This window comes from Streptomyces sp. NPDC007088, from assembly GCF_042869355.1.
GTDB lineage: Bacteria > Actinomycetota > Actinomycetes > Streptomycetales > Streptomycetaceae > Streptomyces.
Genome location: NZ_JBIAFO010000029.1, coordinates 42,108 through 60,018 on the forward strand (window position 1 = coordinate 42,108; position 17,911 = coordinate 60,018).

General features: G+C 73.2%; 14 protein-coding genes and 1 rRNA gene. 7 read left to right on the plus strand and 8 right to left on the minus strand.

Annotation, left to right across the window (positions count from 1 at the left end; translation table 11 throughout):
* The first annotated feature begins 199 nt into the window (after window positions 1–199).
* Both ACFYMP_RS29785 and ACFYMP_RS29790 read left to right on the plus strand, forming a co-directional pair.
* Window positions 200–778, plus strand: a complete 579-nt coding sequence (locus ACFYMP_RS29785; protein ID WP_388863348.1) for a GNAT family N-acetyltransferase — start codon at window positions 200–202, stop codon at window positions 776–778.
* A gap of 610 nt (window positions 779–1,388) precedes the next feature.
* On the plus strand, window positions 1,389–2,600 hold the full coding sequence (locus ACFYMP_RS29790) for a winged helix-turn-helix domain-containing protein (protein WP_388863350.1): 1,212 nt from the start codon (window positions 1,389–1,391) through the stop codon (window positions 2,598–2,600).
* Between the two features lie 201 nt (window positions 2,601–2,801).
* Here the strand turns inward: ACFYMP_RS29790 and ACFYMP_RS29795 are convergent, their stop codons facing one another.
* From ACFYMP_RS29795 to mtnA, 7 genes are all read right to left on the minus strand, one after another.
* Window positions 2,802–3,551, minus strand: coding sequence for a response regulator (locus ACFYMP_RS29795; protein WP_388863352.1), 750 nt, complete (start codon window positions 3,549–3,551; stop codon window positions 2,802–2,804).
* Between the two features lie 207 nt (window positions 3,552–3,758).
* The gene (gene hpf / locus ACFYMP_RS29800) at window positions 3,759–4,469 is read right to left on the minus strand and encodes a ribosome hibernation-promoting factor, HPF/YfiA family (protein WP_388863373.1); all 711 of its coding nucleotides are present in this window, start codon (window positions 4,467–4,469) and stop codon (window positions 3,759–3,761) included.
* Window positions 4,470–4,749: 280 nt separating this feature from the next.
* The gene (locus ACFYMP_RS29805) at window positions 4,750–5,709 is read right to left on the minus strand and encodes a ComF family protein (protein WP_388863354.1); all 960 of its coding nucleotides are present in this window, start codon (window positions 5,707–5,709) and stop codon (window positions 4,750–4,752) included.
* Between the two features lie 90 nt (window positions 5,710–5,799).
* Window positions 5,800–7,638, minus strand: coding sequence for an LpqB family beta-propeller domain-containing protein (locus tag ACFYMP_RS29810; RefSeq protein ID WP_388863356.1), 1,839 nt, complete (start codon window positions 7,636–7,638; stop codon window positions 5,800–5,802).
* Window positions 7,628–9,829, minus strand: coding sequence for an MtrAB system histidine kinase MtrB (gene mtrB / locus ACFYMP_RS29815; RefSeq protein WP_388863358.1), 2,202 nt, complete (start codon window positions 9,827–9,829; stop codon window positions 7,628–7,630). Before mtrB ends, ACFYMP_RS29810 begins: the two co-directional genes overlap by 11 nt.
* Before the next feature lies 1 nt (window position 9,830).
* Window positions 9,831–10,520, minus strand: coding sequence for a two-component system response regulator MtrA (gene mtrA / locus ACFYMP_RS29820; protein WP_363148841.1), 690 nt, complete (start codon window positions 10,518–10,520; stop codon window positions 9,831–9,833).
* Window positions 10,521–10,524: 4 nt separating this feature from the next.
* Window positions 10,525–11,673 (minus strand): S-methyl-5-thioribose-1-phosphate isomerase, encoded by a 1,149-nt coding sequence (gene mtnA / locus ACFYMP_RS29825; protein ID WP_388863361.1) that lies wholly within the window; start codon window positions 11,671–11,673, stop codon window positions 10,525–10,527.
* A 140-nt stretch (window positions 11,674–11,813) separates the two neighbouring features.
* Between mtnA and ACFYMP_RS29830 the strand changes: the two genes are divergently transcribed.
* The 5 genes from ACFYMP_RS29830 to ACFYMP_RS29850 are packed head-to-tail and all read left to right on the plus strand — an operon-like array spanning window position 11,814 to window position 17,655.
* Entirely contained in the window at window positions 11,814–13,313 is a 1,500-nt protein-coding gene (locus ACFYMP_RS29830; RefSeq protein ID WP_388863363.1) for a glycerophosphoryl diester phosphodiesterase membrane domain-containing protein, read from the plus strand.
* 4 nt (window positions 13,314–13,317) lie between these two features.
* Entirely contained in the window at window positions 13,318–14,016 is a 699-nt protein-coding gene (locus ACFYMP_RS29835) for a DUF4129 domain-containing protein (protein ID WP_388863365.1), read from the plus strand.
* 56 nt (window positions 14,017–14,072) lie between these two features.
* Window positions 14,073–15,353, plus strand: coding sequence for a DUF4350 domain-containing protein (locus ACFYMP_RS29840; RefSeq protein WP_388863375.1), 1,281 nt, complete (start codon window positions 14,073–14,075; stop codon window positions 15,351–15,353).
* The gene (locus ACFYMP_RS29845; RefSeq protein WP_388863367.1) at window positions 15,350–16,333 is read left to right on the plus strand and encodes an AAA family ATPase; all 984 of its coding nucleotides are present in this window, start codon (window positions 15,350–15,352) and stop codon (window positions 16,331–16,333) included. Before ACFYMP_RS29840 ends, ACFYMP_RS29845 begins: the two co-directional genes overlap by 4 nt.
* Window positions 16,334–16,344: 11 nt before the next feature.
* Complete coding sequence (locus ACFYMP_RS29850) at window positions 16,345–17,655, plus strand: DUF58 domain-containing protein (protein ID WP_388863369.1); 1,311 nt, start codon at window positions 16,345–16,347, stop codon at window positions 17,653–17,655.
* A gap of 168 nt (window positions 17,656–17,823) precedes the next feature.
* On the opposite strand, the gene rrf is transcribed toward ACFYMP_RS29850, so the two are convergent.
* Window positions 17,824–17,911, minus strand: a 5S ribosomal RNA gene (gene rrf / locus ACFYMP_RS29855); the annotation flags it as partial.

Genomic DNA, 17,911 nt, shown 5'->3' on the forward strand with positions numbered 1-17,911 from the left:
AGTCTTCGGGCAACGGCCATCGTATGCGAGGACCCGCCCGCGCCGGGAGGTCTGCCACCACGTCAACGGACGCGGAGGGCAGAAGGTGCCGTACCCCGTCGGTGATTCGCGGGCGCGGTCGCCGGAAACAGGACATTTCCCGACAGGACATCTCCCGAACATCTCCCGAACATCTCCCGAGCGGAAGGCGCGCACTCTGATGGAACCGGTAGCCCTCACCACCGAACGTCTCCTGCTGCGTCCCCCGGTCCCGGGGGACGCCGAGGAGGTACGGGCCGCCTGCCAGGACCGCGAGATCCAGCGCTGGACGGCCGTACCCGCTCCGTACACGTGGGAGCACGCCGTGGAGTTCACGTCGAGGACGGCCCCGGCGGGCTGGCGCGAGGCGTCGATGTACACCTTCGCGGCCGTCCTGCGCGCGGCGCCGGGCTCCCCGCTGGTCGCGATGGTCTCGCTCACCCCGCGCGGCCAGGGCTGCGCCGAGATCGGCTACTGGGCCGTCGCCGGGTACCGGGGCCGCGGATACGTCACCGAGTCGGTGCGCGCGGTGTCCCGCTGGTCCTTCGAGCACGCCGGAGTGGCCCGCCTGGAATGGCGCGCCGAGGTGGGCAACACGGCCTCCCGAACGGTGGCCGAGCACACGGGCTTCACCCACGAGGGCACCCTGCGCTCGGCCCTGCTCCACCACTCCACGAGAAGAGACACCTGGCTCGCCTCCCTCCTCCCCACCGACCCGGTCCCCCGCCCCCAACACCCCCACCACCCCCCGCACTCGTGACCCCGCGAAGTACCGGGCCGAGCCGCCCTGACGAGGGGAGGCCCGGCCCGGGGCCCCATCCGGACGCGAGTACATCCGGACGCGAGTACATCCGGCCCCGGGCCACACCCCGACACGGGTACATCCGGACGCGGGCCGCATCCCAACACGAGTACATCCGGAAGCGAGTACATCCAGACCTGGGCCACACCCCGACACGAGTACATCCGGACCCGGGCCACACCCGGACCCGGGCCACACCCCGGCGAGCCCCACTACCCCCCCCCCCCCCCCCCCCGAACACATCCCTACGTGAAGCACACGCCGACGCGCCCACACTTCGGTCCGCCTCGCTCCGTCCCGTGCCACGTCCCGACACGCACACCCGGCCCGAGCCGCCTCCAGCCCGTGCCACGTCCCGAAAGGCACATCCGACCCGAGCCACCCCCAGCCCGTCCGGCGCTTGAGGACATCCTGCCGGCCGCAAGGCCACCCCCACACAGCCCGCGCCCACACCCGATCCCCACCCCAGCCCCGCCCCCGACCCCGACCCCGACCCGAGCCACCTCCAGCCCGTCCGGCGCTTGAGGACACCCCCACACTGTCCGAGCAGAGCCATAGGCTGCACCTCATGACCACCGCCACCCCTCTCTCGGCCCCCGAGGCCCGCAGAATCGCGCTCCGGGCCCAGGGCCTGCTCGGCGCCCCCGACCGCCGCGCGGCGACCCGCGGCGTGTTGCGGCACCTCGGCGCGGTGCAGCTCGACACCATCTCCGTCCTCGCGCGTTCGCACGAACTCGTCCCGTACGCGCGCCTGGGCGCGATCAGCCGTCCCGCGATCGAAGAGGCGTACTGGGCCACGCCCCCGGCCCCGGCCCACTCCTTCGAGTACTGGTCGCACGCGGCCTGCATCCTCCCGGTCGAGGAGTGGCCGCACTTCGCGTTCCGCCGCCGCGCCTACCGCTCCCGCCCGCAGTGGAACCACGAGCTGAGCCCCGCCGCCTACGAGGCGGTCATCGCCCAACTCCGCGCCGAGGGACCGCAGACGGCCACCGAACTCGGCGGCGCGAAGAACGGCGGCCCGTGGTGGGACTGGTCGGACGCCAAGATCGCGGTCGAGCGCGCCCTGATGTACGGCGAGGTGGTCTGCACCCGCCGCACCGGCTGGCGGCGCGTCTACGACCTCGCAGAACGCGCCGTCCCGAAGGAGCTGTTCCACGACGACCTCGACGACCTGGAGTGCACCCGCCGCCTGATCCGCCAGGCCGCCACCGCCCTCGGCGTCGGCACCCGCTCCGACCTCGCCGACTACCACCGGCTGCGGGCCGAGCAGTTCGACGCGGTGATCGACGACTGCGGTCTGGTCCCGGTCACCGTGGAGGGCTGGGCCAAACCGGCCTGGGCCGCTCCGGAGGCCCTGGAGACCGTCCCGCGCGGCCGCCACCGCACGACGCTGCTCTCGCCCTTCGACTCGCTGATCTGGGAACGCGCCCGCACCGAGCGCGTGTTCGGCTTCACGCACCGCCTGGAGGCGTACGTCCCCAAACCCAAGCGGGTGTACGGCTACTTCGCGATGCCCGTCCTGGCGGGAGGCCGGCTGGTCGGCCGCGTCGACCCGGCGCGCGAGGGCCGCACCCTGGTGGCCCGGCAGGCGTCCCTCGGCGGGGACCAGCCCGGCGGCGTGCCGGCGAAGAAGGCGCTCGGCCCGACGGCCGAGGCGCTCGCCGAGGCCGCTTCCTGGGTCGGCTGCACGGAGGTCCGCGTCGAACGCGTAGACCCTCCCGAGCTGCGCACCGCCCTGGCCGCCGAAGCGACGCGGGCCGTCGCCGCCCGGCAGCGGTAGCGGCCGCGACAGCGAAAATCACCACAGGGACCAGAGGGACCAGAGAGCCTGGCGGGAGGAGAGGGCTGGAAGGAGTAGAGAGAGCAGAGGGGCCAACAGAAAAGGAGAAACCGAGGCCGCTCGTCCCGAACACGTCCCGCCCCGATCAAGGAAGCCTCCCGGCCACGAGATCACCGGCCCCAGGGGCCCGGCCCCCCCGGCTCAGCGGATCTCCAGGATCTTCTCCCGCATCGCGTACACCACGGCCTCCATCCTGGAGTGCAGCTGAAGCTTCTCCAGGATGTTGCGGACGTGGTTCTTCACGGTGTTCTCGCTGATGAACAGCTCCTTGGCGATGTCCCGGTTGTTCATCCCGGTGGCGACGAGCTTCAGCACCTCCAGCTCCCGGTCGGTCAGCCGGGGCGCGGGCACCAGGCGCCGTTCGTCGGTGCGCTGGATCATCGACTTGAACTCGGTCAACAGCTTCGAGGCCATCGAAGGGCTGATCTGGGACTGCCCGTCCGCCACCGCGCGGATCGCGGTGGCGACCTCGTCGGTGGAGATCTCCTTGAGCAGATAGCCCGTGGCCCCGGCCTTGATCGCCTCGTAGAGGTCGGCCTCCTCGTCGCTGATCGTCAGCATGATGATCTTCGCGCTGGGGGCCACCTCCTTGATGGCGGTGCACGCCTCGATCCCGCCGCGCTTGGGCATCCTGACGTCCATGAGGACGATGTCCGGCAACAGGTCGGTGGCCTTCTCGACGGCCTCCGAGCCGTCCCCGGCCTCACCGACGACCTGGATGTCCTCCTCGGCGGCCAGCACGATCTCCAGCCCGCGCCGGAACAGCGCGTGGTCGTCGACGACCAGGACCCTGATGGGCTCCTCGCGCGGCCGGGCCGCCGCCTCCGGGAGGAGGTCCACGGAGCCGTCGTCGACGTCCTCGTCCCGCACCGGTCCGAAGCTGTCCGCCATCGTCTCTCCCCCTGCTGGCCGCGACCTGATGTCAACTGTGCCAACCCGGGTCGGCAGCACACCGGTTGGCCGATCCGGCCATGATTCCATGCCCCGGCGCGGCGGCGACGTACCCATCACAGCAGGCTGATGCCCCTGGGGGCGCATCAGCGCACGCCAGGGGCATAGGAGAGCCACCCGCGCGGACCGCCGCGCGAGGAGCGCTTTTCAGTCTTCCGGCTGACCCCCGAGCGCTCCGCCCGCCCCCGCGGGCTCAGGCGCCGAGGCGATCATCGGATCGGTGCTGAGATGAATCACGCCGTAGTCGTAGGCGTGACGCCGGTAGACGACGCTGGGCTCCTTGGACTCGGCGTCCACGAAGAGATAGAAGTCGTGTCCGACCAACTCCATCTCGTACAGCGCCTGGTCCAGCGACATCGGTGCGGCCACGTGGTTCTTCTCGCGGACGACGAGGGGCCCGTCCCCCTGCACCTCCAGGGAGCCGATCTTCGTCGTGGGCACGCCGTCGTCCGGCTCGTCGTCACCGACGAACGTGCCGTCCTCGTTGAGTTCCGCCGCGTCCGGGATGCGTTCGCCCACCTCGGCCGCGGTCAGCCGGTCGCTGCCCCTGCGGGAGCGGCGCTTGTCGTGCTCCTTGCGCATACGTGCCGCGAGCTTCGCCGTCGCGAGGTCGAGAGCCGCGTAGGGGTCGGCCGCGCAGGCCTCCGCGCGGATCACCGGACCCTTCGAACGCAGGGTGATCTCCACCCGGTCGCAGCGGTCCGCCTGACGCGGATTGTGTTCCTTGGACACCTCGACGTCCAGACTCATCACCTTGCCGTCGAGCTTCTGGATCTTGTCCACGTTCAGCTTCTCGGCCACGTGCTTGCGGAACCGCTCGGGTACCTCGGTCTTGCGGCCCTTGACGACGATGTCGATGTCCACGCAGAACTCCGTTCCCGGATTCACTCCGCCCTCGGCGGAGAATCTCCCTCTTGCACCAGGCTTCCGGCTCGTTACCCGAAAGCCCCGGACTCGGCGACTTCCACCTCCTCCACCCCGCGGGGGAAAAGATGCCCGAACACCCGCCCCGGTCGCGGGGACCGGGCAGCGCGTTCGGCTTCATCGAGGGGCGACATCTCGCTGAGGAATGGCTTGAACCTTTCCTCACCACCGAACATAGCTCGCTCGGAGGGGTGTCGGCACCCTCTACCGGCCATTACCTCCATTCAGGGGAATTACCCCCCGCTTCACCTGCGATGGCGGAAGTTTTCCGTCGGTCCCGGTTTATTTCGAAGGGGCCCACGGAAGCGGCGACGACGGCCGCGGTGATCATTACCGGCTCCCGCGTCATGTCCCGCTCCCCGTGTCCCGGTGTCCCACTTCGAGTGGTCCGTGCTGTCTCTGTTTCCAGGGCTTGCGCCGTTGTCAGGACTCCTTCCACATCTGCGGCGCGTAATGCACGGGCGGCCTCGGCAATCGTGGCTCCGGTCGTCATCAGGTCGTCGACCAGGACGAGGGCGGTGCCCGCGGACCGGCCCGTTCGCGACGCGGGCCCGAGCAGCGCCCCGCAGCGGGGCCTGACCTCCAGGGCACCCGCGAGGTTCGCGAACCTCGCGGCGGCGTCCAGCCCCGCCTGGTCCCGTACGGCACCGCGCAAGCGCAGCACGGGCGCCGACCGCGCCACGAGGCCCTGTGCGCGCAGCGTCCCGGCCGCCGTCCGGGCGAGGCGCAGCACCGGGTCGTGGCCCCGGGCCCGCACCGCCGCCCCCGCCGAGGGCACCGGCACCAGGACGACCTCCGGCCAGGGCGCCCCGCCCTGGTGGCGGGAGGGGCCCGCGGCCGTCCCCCGGCCGGAGCCCGCCGCACCCGTCGCACCCATCGCGCCCGCCACCGAGTGCCGCACCGCCGCGGCGAGGGCCGGTCCGAGAACCCGCGCCAGTCCCAGGGCGCCCCGCTCCTTGTGCGCGAGCAGCAGGGCCCGCACCGCGTCGCCGTACGCGGCCGCCGCGCTCACCGGAGGCAGGCCCCCGGGCACCCGCTCCGGCCACACCCGCAGCGGCGGCGCACCGCACAGGGCCTCCCGGCACCGCCGGCACACCTGCGCACGAGGATCCCCGCAGCCCCCGCACTCGGCCGGCAGCACCAGATCGGCGAAGTCCTCCCACCATCCGGGCATACGGCCACTGTGCCAAGCCCCCGGCACCTCGGCCACCCCTGTGGACAACCCCCTGTGGACAACTCGGCCGACGGCTGCGTGACCGCCGCGCTACCCCGGGTAGAAGGGCGCCGTCCCGTCCTTGAACACCGTCTGCCAGTTCCCCCCGGCCGGGAGCCGGACGATGCCGTCGTCCGAGTGCGCGATCAGCGGCTGCCCGGCGTCGCCGGAGGAGGCGACGTCGGTGACCCCGGTCAGTCCGGGCAGCGAGGGCTTGGCCGGAACCGATCCGTCGCTCTGCACGTACCGCAGCTGCTGTACCCCGCGCGACTCGCGGCCGACCACGACGAGCCGGCTGCCCCCGGCCCAGGACATCGCGGTGACCTCCTCCATCTGCGGGGCGGCCGACCGCAGTCCGGCCACCGACACCTTCGGGTGCTCGGCCGTACCGGACCGCTCGATCCGCCCGGTCCGCAGCGAGGTCGTACCGCCGTCCCGGATCAGCAGGGCGATCCGCACCCCGTCGGCCGCGACCCGCACCGACTCGATCCGCGCCTTCGCGCCGAGTCCGGCGACCGGCACCTCCACGGGTTCGCCCGCGCCCTGGCCGAGCCACAGCAGCCGGGGCGCGCGCGGGTCCCGGTCGGCGATCCACAGGTCGCCGAACCCGTCCCAGCTCGGCGTGGACAGACGGTCCTTCTCGTCCTTGGCCGTACTGCGCACCACGGTGGTCTCCAGCGACTCCTCGCCGCCGAGTCCGGCCGTGAACAGCCTCTTGCCGTCGAGCGAGACACCGGCGGCCCGCTCCTCGTCGAGGGAGACCGCGGCCGAGCGCAGCGACTGCTCCCCCTCGCCCAGCGGCCCGGGTACCCGGACCTCGGTGGTACGGCTGTCGGAGCGAGCCGACAGCCGTACGAGCCGGTGCTCCTTGTCCAGGAAGTACTGGTAGGCGGCGTGGCCCGCCGTGCGCGAGGTGACCAGATTGTCGGCCTGCTCGTCGTCGACGACGCACAGCTGCGTGTCGTTCTCCCCGCGCAGCTCGACCTGATCCACGCTCGTCGACGTCAGGTCCTTCAGGGAGTAGATGAGCTGCGCGGCCATCTGCCGGCACTGCCCGAGGTGGACGTCCTTCGAGGTCTTGTTGAGCGGCACGACCAGCAGGTTCTGGTCGTCCGGCACGAGGGTCCTCGTGCCCTTGCGCAGCCGCGTGCCCTCCGGGAACGGCGAGTCGGCCACCCCGCTCAGCCAGCCCGTGGGGCCCTTCAGCAGCTCCTGGACGGTGACCGTGACCGGGTCCTCCCAGGAGCGCACGTAGATCGGGTCGGCGACCAGCCGCTGCTGGGCCTGCCGCCCGTTCACCGAGCGCGCGCCGAAGTAGTACTTGTTGACGGGCCAGTAGAGGCGCTGGAAGTCGAGCCGGCCGAGCACCACCCCGGCCGGCGGCCGGTCGATCCGCCACTCCCGCTCGCCCTTGTCGCCCTTCGTGCCCCGGACGAGATGGATGACCTTCTCGTAGGGCTGCTCGTGCGGCCGGTACGCGAGCCGGCTGTCGACCCGGGCGACCTCCCGGCCGGTGAGCGTGAAGGTGTACTCCTCACGGCCCTTGCCGGACATCCCCTCCTCGTCGGAGTGGATACCCGCCCCGTCCGTGAGCACGGTCGTCGACTCCTCGGGGCGCCACTTGCGCGAGGCGTCCTCGGTCAGGTACTTGCGGGCGACCGCGTAGTCGGGGTCCTCGCTCGTGAGCGCCTCCAGGAAGCCCTCGACGACCTCGACCGGCTCCGCGCCCTCACGCGGGGCGAGCGCGAACACCCGTACCCGTGGGTCGGTGCGCGGTGAGGAGTCGACGGGCTGGACGTCGCCGCTGTCCGGCATCGAGGCACAGCCGCTGACCAGCAGGGCCGCCGCGGCCAGTGCCGCGCCCGTGTACCAGCGCCGTTCAGCCCTCATGCCGCCCCGTCCCCCGCCCGCCCTCGTGGGCCTTGTCCTCCGCCGCGTCCCGCACGTCCTCGTCGCCGCCCTCGTCCACTCCGGCCGCCGTGCCCGGCGCGTGCCCCGCCTGTCGCGCGGCCGGGCGCCCGGCCACGCCCTCGCCGCTGCCGTTGCCGTTGCCGTTGCCGTTGCCGTTGCGGGGCGCGGTGCCCCGCTCGGTGGTGCCCCGGGTCACGACCCGGGCCCCGCTGCCGGGCAGCGCCGTCGGGTCCGCCGAGGGCTGCGCGGTGCCGCGCAGCGTCACGGGTCCGCGCGCGGGTACCGACACGGCCCGCTCCTCGCCGGGCGACCGCGGCTCGGCGGCCGGCTCGCGCGCGGGAGCGGCCGTACGGGACCGCGCCTCGCGCGCCGCCTCCTGTTCGGCCCGCCGGGCCCGGGAGTCCTCCGGCTCCAGCGGTATCGGCGATCCGCGCAGCGGTTCGTCCGCGGTCCTCGGCAGGGTCAGCCGGAACTGCGAACCGCCGCCCGGCTCGCCCCACGCCTGGAGCCAGCCGCCGTGCAGCCGCGCGTCCTCCAGCGCGATGGACAGGCCCAGGCCCGTACCGCCGGTCGTCCTGGCCCGCGCCGGGTCGGCGCGCCAGAACCGGCTGAACACCCGCGTCGCCTCGCCGGGCTTCAGCCCGACCCCGTAGTCGCGTACGGCGACGGCGACCGCACCGCCGGCGGCGGCCAGCCGCACCACGACGTCGCGGCCCTCCCCGTGCTCGACCGCGTTGACCACGAGGTTGCGCAGCACCCGCTCGACCCGGCGGGCGTCCGCCTCCGCTATCACCGGCTGCTGGTCGCCCGTGACCAGGATGCGGCTGCCCTTGTGCGCGGCGAGCGGCTCCGCCCCGCTCACGGCCCGGCGCACCACCTCCCGCAGGTCGATCGCCTCGGCCTCCAGCGCGGCGGCCCCCGCGTCGAAACGGCTGATCTCCAGCAGGTCGGCGAGCAGCGACTCGAAGCGGTCCAGCTGATCGGCGAGCAGCTCCGCGGACCGGGCCGTGACGGCGTCGAAGTCGGACCGCGCCTCGTGGATGACGTCGGCCGCCATCCGCACGGTCGTCAGCGGCGTACGCAGCTCGTGGGACACGTCCGACACGAAGCGCCGCTGCAACCGCGACAACTCCTCCAGTTGCCGGATCTTGAGCTGGAGGTTCTGCGCCATCTTGTTGAACGCCTCGCCCAGGCGCGCGATGTCGTCCTCGCCCGTGACCTTCATGCGCTCCTGGAGTTGCCCCGCGGACAGCCGCTCCGCGATGGACGCCGCCATCCGCACCGGGGTCACGACCTGCCGCACCACGAGCCAGGCGATGGCGCCGAGCAGCACGACGACGAACATCCCGGCCGTCGCGAGGGTCGTCTTGACCAGGCTGAGCGTCTTCTCCTCCTGCTCCAGGGAGAACAGGTAGTACAGCTGGTAGGGCGTCCCGGTCGGGTCGTTCAGCTCCCGGCCGATCACGAGGGCGGGCTTCGGCTGCTCCCCGTTGATGTAGACGACGCGGGTGTAGCTGCGCAGCGCGCCGCTGCTGCGCGTCACCTCGTCGCGCAGCGCGGCGGGGACGCTCTCGAACGGCTGCACCCCGCCCGAGACCCGCGGCCCCCGGCTGCTGGTCGAGTCACCGGTGTACCTCGCGCCGAGGGTGACGACGTCGAAGGAGCCCTGGCCCCCACTGGACAGCTGGGTGGTGAGCTTCGACAACCACTGGATGACGTTCTGCGGGGCGCCGTCGTCGGGCGCGGCCTCGCCGCCGGAACCGTCGTCGGCGCCGCCCAGCGCTCCGGCCGCGTTGGCCTGCTCCTGGGCGACGAGGAACCCGCCCCTGGCCTGGCTCTGGGCGGCCTTCTCCTTCGCGTCGAGCAGCCCGTTGCGCACCTGGCCGACGACGACGAAGCCGAGCAGCAGCACGACGCCCATCGACATCAGGAGCGTCGTCACCACGATCTTGAGCTGGAGGTTGCGGCGCCACAACCGCACCGCGGGCAGCAGCGGACGCCGCACCCAGCGCGTGAACAGGCGCAGGAACGGGCTGCCGTTCACCCCGCCACCCAGAACCCGGCCCCCGTCCACGAGGCGGCCCAGCCGCGTACCCCTGCCCCGGACGGTCCGCTCGGGCGGCCCCGCCGGTGTCCGGCCGGTCGCCGAAGCGGCACTGTCCCGGGACATGTCAGCTCGGTCCGGCCTTGTAGCCGACACCGCGCACGGTCACCACGATCTCGGGCCGCTCCGGGTCCCGCTCGACCTTCGAGCGCAAGCGCTGGACGTGCACGTTGACCAGCCGCGTGTCGGCCGCGTGCCGGTATCCCCACACCTGCTCCAGCAGCACCTCACGGGTGAACACCTGCCAGGGCTTGCGGGCGAGCGCGACCAGCAGGTCGAACTCCAGCGGGGTCAGCGCGATCGACTGCCCCTCCCGCTTCACGGAGTGACCGGCCACGTCGATCACCAGATCGCCGATCGTCAGCTGCTCGGGGGCCGGCTCCTCCGACCTGCGCAGCCGCGCCCGGATACGCGCCACCAGCTCCTTCGGTTTGAACGGCTTCACGATGTAGTCGTCGGCCCCGGACTCCAGGCCCACCACCACGTCCACCGTGTCGCTCTTGGCCGTGAGCATCACAATGGGGATGCCCGACTCCGCACGGATGAGCCGGCACACCTCGATGCCGTCCCTCCCGGGCAGCATCAGGTCCAGCAGCACCAGATCGGGCTTGGTGTCGCGGAAGGCAGCCAACGCCTTGTCCCCGTCCGCCACGAACGACGGCTCGAAACCTTCACCACGCAGCACAATGCCGAGCATCTCGGCCAGTGCGGTGTCGTCGTCGACGACAAGGACTCGTCCCTTCATGCCTGACATCATCCCATTAGCTCATCGTTACCTGACGTGACCTGGCACACAGCTCTCGCAGGGCGGGCCCCGTGACCGGGGAGACCACCCCTTCCTCCGTGACGATCGCGGTCACCAGTTCCGGCGGCGTCACGTCGAACGCGGGGTTGTACGCCTGCGTCCCCAGGGGCGCCAGCGGCACCCCCGAACCCGCTTCGACCCCCGGGACCCGCGCGTGCGGGGCGGCGATCTCGGTGACCTCGTGGCCACCGCGCTGCTCGACCTCGATCGCCCCGCCGTCCGGCGTCCCGAGATCCACCGTGGAGACCGGAGCGACCACGACGAACGGCACGTGGTGATAGCGGGCGAGCACCGCGAGCGGATAACTCCCCACCTTGTTCGCCACCGACCCGTCCGCGGCGATCCGGTCGGCGCCGATCAGCACGGCGTCCACCTCTCCCGCCGCGAACAGTGAACCCGCCGCGCTGTCCGTCAACAAGGTGTACGCCATTCCGCGCCGCGCCGCCTCGTACGCGGTCAGCCGCGCCCCCTGGAGCAGCGGCCGCGTCTCGTCGACCCACAGCCGCCGCAGCCGCCCCTGCCGGTGAGCGGCGAGCGCGACCGCGAAGGCCGTGCCCTCCCCGCCGGACACGAGCGCGCCGGTGTTGCAGTGCGTGAGCAGCCGGTGGCCGCCGCCCGGCAGCAGTTCGTCGAGCAGGGCCAGACCGTACCCGGCCATCGCCGCGGACGCCGCCGCGTCCTCCCGGTGCAGGGCGCGGGCCTCCACGAGCGCCGCGGCGGCCGCACCGGCGCGGTCCTCGCCCGCCGCGAGCGCCGCACCGAAGGCACGCTGGGCCCGGCGCGCGCCCCGGGCGAGGTTCACGGCGGTGGGCCGCGCTCCCGCGAGGGCGTCGGCGGCCTCGTCCACGTCGAAGCCCCGGGCGGCCGAGAGCGCCACCCCGTAGGCTCCGGCGATGCCGAGCAGGGGCGCCCCGCGTACCGCGAGGGTGCGGATCGCCTGGACCAGCGCGGGCGCGTCCGTGCACACCAGCTCGGCCTCCTCGGCCGGCAGCCGGGTCTGGTCGAGGAGGACCACGACGGGCCCTTCGGGCGGCTCCTCCCAGCGGATCGCGGATATGTCGGGGGGCGGGGTGGTCTGCGCAGCTCGCGCGTGCGGATCGGCCATCCGCTCAGTCTGCCCCCTGGGAGCCGGACAATTGAAGACGCGCAGCCCCAGCGGCACCCGGTTCGCCGGGCGCGCCCCCATGACACGATGGCAGCCAAGCTGCCGCCGCGACCGCGGCCGGGCACCGTGAAGGAGCGACGATGAACGACACTCCGGGCTGGGCCTCGCCCGGACCGGGCCCCTCGAACGGTCCGGACCGGAGCGCACAGGGCCAGGACGACCATGTCCGGGACGCGCAGGACCAGGAGGCCCGGAGCCGAGGCGTGCGGGCCGGGGACGCTCCCCAGGCCCAGGCCGAGGGCGCCCAGGGCCAGGACGACCGCGGCGCGAGCGGCCCGGCGGACGGCCGTCCGGCCGGTGACCAGTGGTCGAAGCAGCAGCCGCCCCCCGCCTCCTGGGCGGCTCCCGGCGTCCCCGGCCCGGACCCGCAGTCGCCCGCCGGTGTTCCCGGACAGCGGCCCCGGCAGCCGCAGGTGCCGCCCCAGCAGGGCCCGCCCCCTCCGCCGGGGCCGCAGAACTGGGGCGCCCCACACACCCCGCCGCCGGCTCCTGCGCCCGGTCCGCCCGCCGGCCCCGGTCAGGGCGGCCCCGGCGGCAACTGGGGCGCTCCCGGCGGCGGCTGGGCCGGTGGGCCCGCGGGCTGGGGAGGGCCGCCTCCCGCGGCCAAGCCGGGCGTCATCCCGCTGCGCCCGCTCGGCGTCGGCGAGATACTCGACGGCGCGGTCTCCACGATGCGCGCCTACTGGCGCCCCGTCCTCGGCATCTCCCTGACCGTCGCCGCCGTCACCCAGGTCCTGTCGGTCCTGGTCCAGGGCCTCTTCCTGGACTCCCTCGACCCCGAAGCCCTGGACGACCCCTCGGCCAGCTTCAGTGAGATCAGCGACGCCCTCGGTGCCACCCTGGCGGGCAGCGCCGTCGTCCAGCTCATCGCCCTGCTCGGGACGATCGTCGCGACGGCCATGCTCACCATGATCATCAGCCGGGCCGTCATCGACCGGCCTGCGACGACGGGCGAGGCGTGGCGCGACGCCCGCCCGCAACTGTGGCGCCTGCTCGGCGTGACCCTCCTCGTCCCGGTGATCGTCGTCGCGACCGTGTTCGTCTGCACCGTCCCCGGCATCGTGGTGAGCGCCGTCGGCCCGACCGACGGCGGTCTCGCCCTGGCGGTCCTGGGCGGCCTCGCCGGACTCGTCCTCGCCGTCTGGCTCTACGTCCGGTTCGTCCTGGCCTCCCCCGCGCTGATGCTGGAGAAGCAGGGCGTGATCGCCTCGCTGCGCCGCTCGGCGAAGCTCGTCAGGGGCTCCTGGTGGCGGGTCTTCGGCATCCAGCTGCTCACCATGGTCCTCGCGGTCATGATCCAGGGCATCGTCGGCATCCCCTTCGGCCTGATCGCCGCGATGACCGGCGGTGACCAGGCCGGCAACTTCCTCATCGAGGGCGGCGACTTCGGCTGGGCCTACCTGATCGTCTCGGCCGTCGGGACCGTGATCGCCACGACCTTCACCTTCCCGATCACCGCGGGGGTGACGGTCCTCCTCTACGTCGACCAGCGCATCCGCCGCGAGGCCCTGGACATCGAACTCGCCTCGGCCGCGGCCCGGCAGGCCACCGGCCGCTCCGACACCGCCCCCGGGAGCTGACGGGGTGACAGCCACGGGGGGAGCGGCGTCCTGGGCGGCCTTCGGCGGCCTCGCGCGCGACACGGACACGCCACCGCTGACCGTTCCGGCCGAGGACGCCCGCCGGGCCGCGGAGCGCGAGCTGAGCAGGCCGATGTACCACGAGCACGATCCCAACCTGTTCCAGCGCGCCCTCAACCGCTTCTGGGGCTGGGCCGGCGACCTCCTCGACCGTGCCGCCGGGGCGACCCCGGGGGGCACCCTGGGGCTCGTGGCCGTCGTCCTCGTCGTCGCTCTCGCCCTGCTGGCCCTGTGGTGGCGGCTCGGCTCCCCGCGCCGCTCCCGCACCACCCCCGCGGCCCCGCTCTTCGACACCCGCCCGCGCAGCGCGGCCGAGCACCGGGCGACGGCGGAGGCCCACGCCGCCCGCGGCCACTGGAACGCGGCCGTACAGGAACGCATGCGCGCCGTCTTCCGCGCGCTGGAGGAGCGCGCCCTGCTCGACCCGCGCCCCGGACGCACCGCCGACGAGGCCGCCGCCGAAGCCGGCCGCTGCCTCCCCGCGTACGGCGGGCAACTGCGCTCCGCCGCCCGGGACTTCGACGCGGTCGCGTACGGCGGCCACAGCGCCGACGCCTCGCTGTACGAGCGGCTGACCGCCCTGGACACCGACCTCGGGCACAGCCGCCCGGCCCTCACGACGGACGGGGGCGCCGTCCGATGACCACGGGGATCACAGGAACCACGGGGGCCAAGGGCACCACGGGCACCACGGGCGGCATGAGGACCACGGGCGACACCGTCGCGCCGTCGTCCACGCCCTCGGGCTCCACGCCGCTGAACAGGTCGCCCCGGCAGATATGGACCCGCAACCGGGGCCTGCTCATCGGCTTCGCGATCCTGCTGGTCGCGGCGCTCGCGATAGCCCTGGCCCGCTCGGGCGCCCAGCACGGCCGGCTCGATCCACGCTCCGCGGACCCGCAGGGCAGCAGGGCCGTCGCCGAACTGCTCAAGGACCGGAACGTCACGACCCGCGTCGTGACCACCCTCGCCGAGGCCCGCGCGGCCCTCCGCCCCGACAGCACCCTCCTCGTCGCCCGCCCCGACGCGCTCAGCGCCGAGGGCAGAACCGCTCTCCGGCGCACCTTCACGGCCTCGGACGCCCGCACGGTCCTCGTCGCCCCCACCGTCTCGACGCGGGATCTCCTGCCCGACGTCACCTTCGTGGGGACCAGCGGCTCCACCGGCCTCACCCCTTCCTGCGACCTGCCGCAGGCCCGCCGCGCCGGCCCGCTGTCGACCGGCGGACTGCGCTACTCCACCACCCGCGCCGGGGCCGACCTCTGCTACCTGAGCGAGGGCACCCCCACGGTCCTGCGCCTGCCGAACACCGCCGTACCGCCACGCCAGGACGTACCGGCGGCGCCCGGCAGGCCGCACGACCGGAAGGCCGTCCAGGGCGACACGGTGGTCCTCGGCGCCGCCGGCATCCTGGCCAACGACCGTCTCGACGAGCGCGGCAACGCCTCGCTCGCTCTCCAACTCCTCGGCTCCCGCCCTCATCTGGTCTGGTACCTCCCTTCCGCCGACGACCCCGGCACCGACTCCTCCGGCGCCGAGGGCAACCAGAGCTTCTTCGACCTCATCCCGTCCGGCTGGCGCTGGGGCACACTCCAACTCGGTGTCGCGGCCCTCCTGACCGCCCTGTGGCGCTCCCGCCGGCTCGGCCCGCTCGTCGAGGAGAGCCTCCCGGTGGCGGTACGCGCCTCCGAGACCGTCGAGGGCCGCGCCCGTCTCTACCGCAAGGCGGACGCCAGGGACCGCGCCGCGCAAACTCTCCGCGCGGCGGCCCGCGCCCGGCTCGCCGCCGCACTCGGCCTCCCCGCCGCCGAGGCGCACCTGCCGGAGACACTGCTGCCGCCCGTCGAGGCCAGGCTCCGCACGAGCGCCCCCGACACCCTCGCCGCCCTCCTTTTCGGCCCGCCACCCACGACCGACCTCGCACTTGTCACCCTCGCCGACCGGCTCGACGCCCTCGAAAGAGAGGTACGCACCTCATGACCGCCCCGACCGCCTCCGTCCCCGGCGACGCGGACCAGGCCCGCGCGGCACTCGAATCCCTGCGCACGGAGATCGCCAAGGCGGTGGTGGGCCAGGACGCGACCGTGACGGGTCTCGTCGTCGCCCTCCTGTGCCGGGGCCATGTGCTGCTCGAAGGTGTCCCCGGCGTCGCCAAGACCCTCCTGGTGCGAGCCCTGGCCGCCTCACTCGAACTCGGCACCAAGCGCGTGCAGTTCACCCCCGATCTGATGCCCGGCGACATCACCGGATCGCTCGTCTACGACGCCCGTTCCTCCCGGTTCTCCTTCCAGCCCGGTCCTGTCTTCACCCACCTCCTGCTCGCGGACGAGATCAACCGCACCCCGCCCAAGACCCAGTCCTCCCTTCTGGAGGCCATGGAGGAGAGGCAGGTCACGGTGGACGGCGTCTCCCGCGCCCTGCCCGATCCCTTCCTGGTCGTAGCGACCCAGAACCCCGTGGAGTACGAGGGGACCTACCCTCTCCCCGAGGCCCAACTGGACCGCTTCCTGCTCAAACTGAACGTGCCGCTCCCCTCCCGCGAGGACGAGATCGGCGTACTGCTGCGCCACGCGGACGGCTTCAACCCCCGTGACCTCGCGGCCGCCGGCCTGCGACCGGTCGCCACGGCAGCCGATCTGGAGGCCGCCCGCGAGGCCGTGGCCAAGACCTCGGTCTCCCCCGAGATAGCGGGGTACGTCGTGGACCTGTGCCGCGCCACCCGTGAATCGCCGTCCCTGACCCTGGGCGTCTCTCCACGCGGCGCCACCGCACTGCTGTCCGCGGCCCGCGCCTGGGCCTGGCTCACCGGCCGCGACTACGTCATCCCCGACGATGTCAAAGCCCTGGCCCTGCCGACTCTCCGCCACCGCGTCGCCCTGCGCCCGGAGGCGGAGATGGAAGGCGTGACAGCCGACTCCGTCATCTCGACACTGCTCCACCACGTCGCCGTACCACGCTGATCCGAGGACTCATGGCTATCACCGGACGGGCCGCCCTCCTCGCGGCGATCGGCTCTCTTCCCGTAGGCATCCTCGAACCCAGCTGGACGGGACTGCTCGCGGTCAACACTCCCCTCGCACTCGCAATGGTGTGCGACTACGCCCTGGCCGCGCCAGTCAAATCCCTCTCTTTCACCCGTTCTGGTGATACGTCAGTTCGACTTGGCGAGCCTGCCGAGGTGGGCCTGACGCTCACCAACCCGTCAAAACGCCTACTGCGCGCCCGAGTTCGGGACGCCTGGCCGCCGAGCGCCTGGGCGCCGGGCACCTCGTACGAAGCGGCGCGTCACCGAGTGCGGGTGCCGGGCGGGGAACGCAGGCGGCTCACGACGTCCTTGCGGCCCTCGCGACGCGGGGACCGCGACGCGGTGCGCGTCACCGTCCGCTCGTTCGGGCCGCTGGGCCTGGCGGCGCGTCAGGGCGGTCACGCCGTTCCGTGGCAGGTACGGGTCCTGCCGGCGTTCGCGAGCCGTCGCCATCTGCCGTCCCGGCTGGCCCGGTTGCGGGAACTGGACGGTCGTACGAGTACGTTGACGCGCGGCGCGGGTACGGAGTTCGACAGCCTCCGCGACTACGTGCCCGGTGACGACACCCGCTCCATCGACTGGCGCGCTTCGGCACGCCGCGGGTCGACGGCGCTGCGTACGTGGCGCCCGGAGCGTGACCGGCGCATCCTCATCGTCCTCGACACGGGCCGTACGTCGGCGGGGCGGGTGGGTGACGCTCCTCGTCTGGACGCGGCGATGGACGCCGCCCTGCTGCTGGCCGCGCTGGCCTCCCGGGCGGGTGACCGGGTGGATCTCCTGGCGTACGACCGCCGGGTGCGCGCCCTGGTGAAGGGCAGGTCGGCTCATGATCTGCTGCCCGCGCTGGTGTCGGCGCTGGCTCCGCTGGAGCCCGAGCTGGTGGAGACGGACACGAGGGGGCTGGCCGGGGCCGCTCTGCGCAGTGCGTCGCGCGACGCGCTGGTCGTCCTCGTCAGCACCTTGGAGGCCGCCCCGGTCGAGGAGGGTCTCCTCCCCGTCCTGGCTCAGCTCACCAAGCGGCATCGCCTGGTACTGGCCTCGGTGGCGGACCCCGAGGTACGGGGGATGGCTTCGGCCCGTGGCGATGTGGACGCGGTGTACCGGGCGGCCGCCGCGGAACAGCATCTGGCCGAACGGGCCAGAGTCGCCGAGCAGTTGACGCGTCGGGGCGTGACGGTGGTCGACGCCGTGCCGGACGAGCTGCCCCCGGCTCTCGCGGACACGTATCTGGCGCTCAAGGCGGCCGGCCGGCTCTGATAACGCGTGGGGGCCGCTTCTTCGTGCTCGCGGGGAGCCGGACTCAGCGGGCCCCGAATACCTCAGTCAGGTCCGGGACGCGGGCTCCGGAATCCTCCGGCGCGGTATGGCCCCGGAACGCGGAAAAGCCCCGCACCATAAGGTGCGGGGCTCTCCCAGCAAAAAATTGTTCGGCGGCGTCCTACTCTCCCACAGGGTCCCCCCTGCAGTACCATCGGCGCTACGAGGCTTAGCTTCCGGGTTCGGAATGTAACCG

Bases quoted from the DNA above. Each gene is read 5' to 3' on its own strand.
- ACFYMP_RS29785 (WP_388863348.1), top strand. From the start codon at position 200: ATGGAACCGGTAGCCCTCACCACCGAACGTCTCCTGCTGCGTCCCCCG.
- ACFYMP_RS29790 (WP_388863350.1), top strand. From the start codon at position 1,389: ATGACCACCGCCACCCCTCTCTCGGCCCCCGAGGCCCGCAGAATCGCG.
- ACFYMP_RS29795 (WP_388863352.1), bottom strand. From the start codon at position 3,551: ATGGCGGACAGCTTCGGACCGGTGCGGGACGAGGACGTCGACGACGGC.
- ACFYMP_RS29805 (WP_388863354.1), bottom strand. From the start codon at position 5,709: ATGCCCGGATGGTGGGAGGACTTCGCCGATCTGGTGCTGCCGGCCGAG.
- ACFYMP_RS29810 (WP_388863356.1), bottom strand. From the start codon at position 7,638: ATGAGGGCTGAACGGCGCTGGTACACGGGCGCGGCACTGGCCGCGGCG.
- mtrB (WP_388863358.1), bottom strand. From the start codon at position 9,829: ATGTCCCGGGACAGTGCCGCTTCGGCGACCGGCCGGACACCGGCGGGG.
- mtrA (WP_363148841.1), bottom strand. From the start codon at position 10,520: ATGATGTCAGGCATGAAGGGACGAGTCCTTGTCGTCGACGACGACACC.
- mtnA (WP_388863361.1), bottom strand. From the start codon at position 11,673: ATGGCCGATCCGCACGCGCGAGCTGCGCAGACCACCCCGCCCCCCGAC.
- ACFYMP_RS29830 (WP_388863363.1), top strand. From the start codon at position 11,814: ATGAACGACACTCCGGGCTGGGCCTCGCCCGGACCGGGCCCCTCGAAC.
- ACFYMP_RS29840 (WP_388863375.1), top strand. From the start codon at position 14,073: ATGAGGACCACGGGCGACACCGTCGCGCCGTCGTCCACGCCCTCGGGC.
- ACFYMP_RS29845 (WP_388863367.1), top strand. From the start codon at position 15,350: ATGACCGCCCCGACCGCCTCCGTCCCCGGCGACGCGGACCAGGCCCGC.
- ACFYMP_RS29850 (WP_388863369.1), top strand. From the start codon at position 16,345: ATGGCTATCACCGGACGGGCCGCCCTCCTCGCGGCGATCGGCTCTCTT.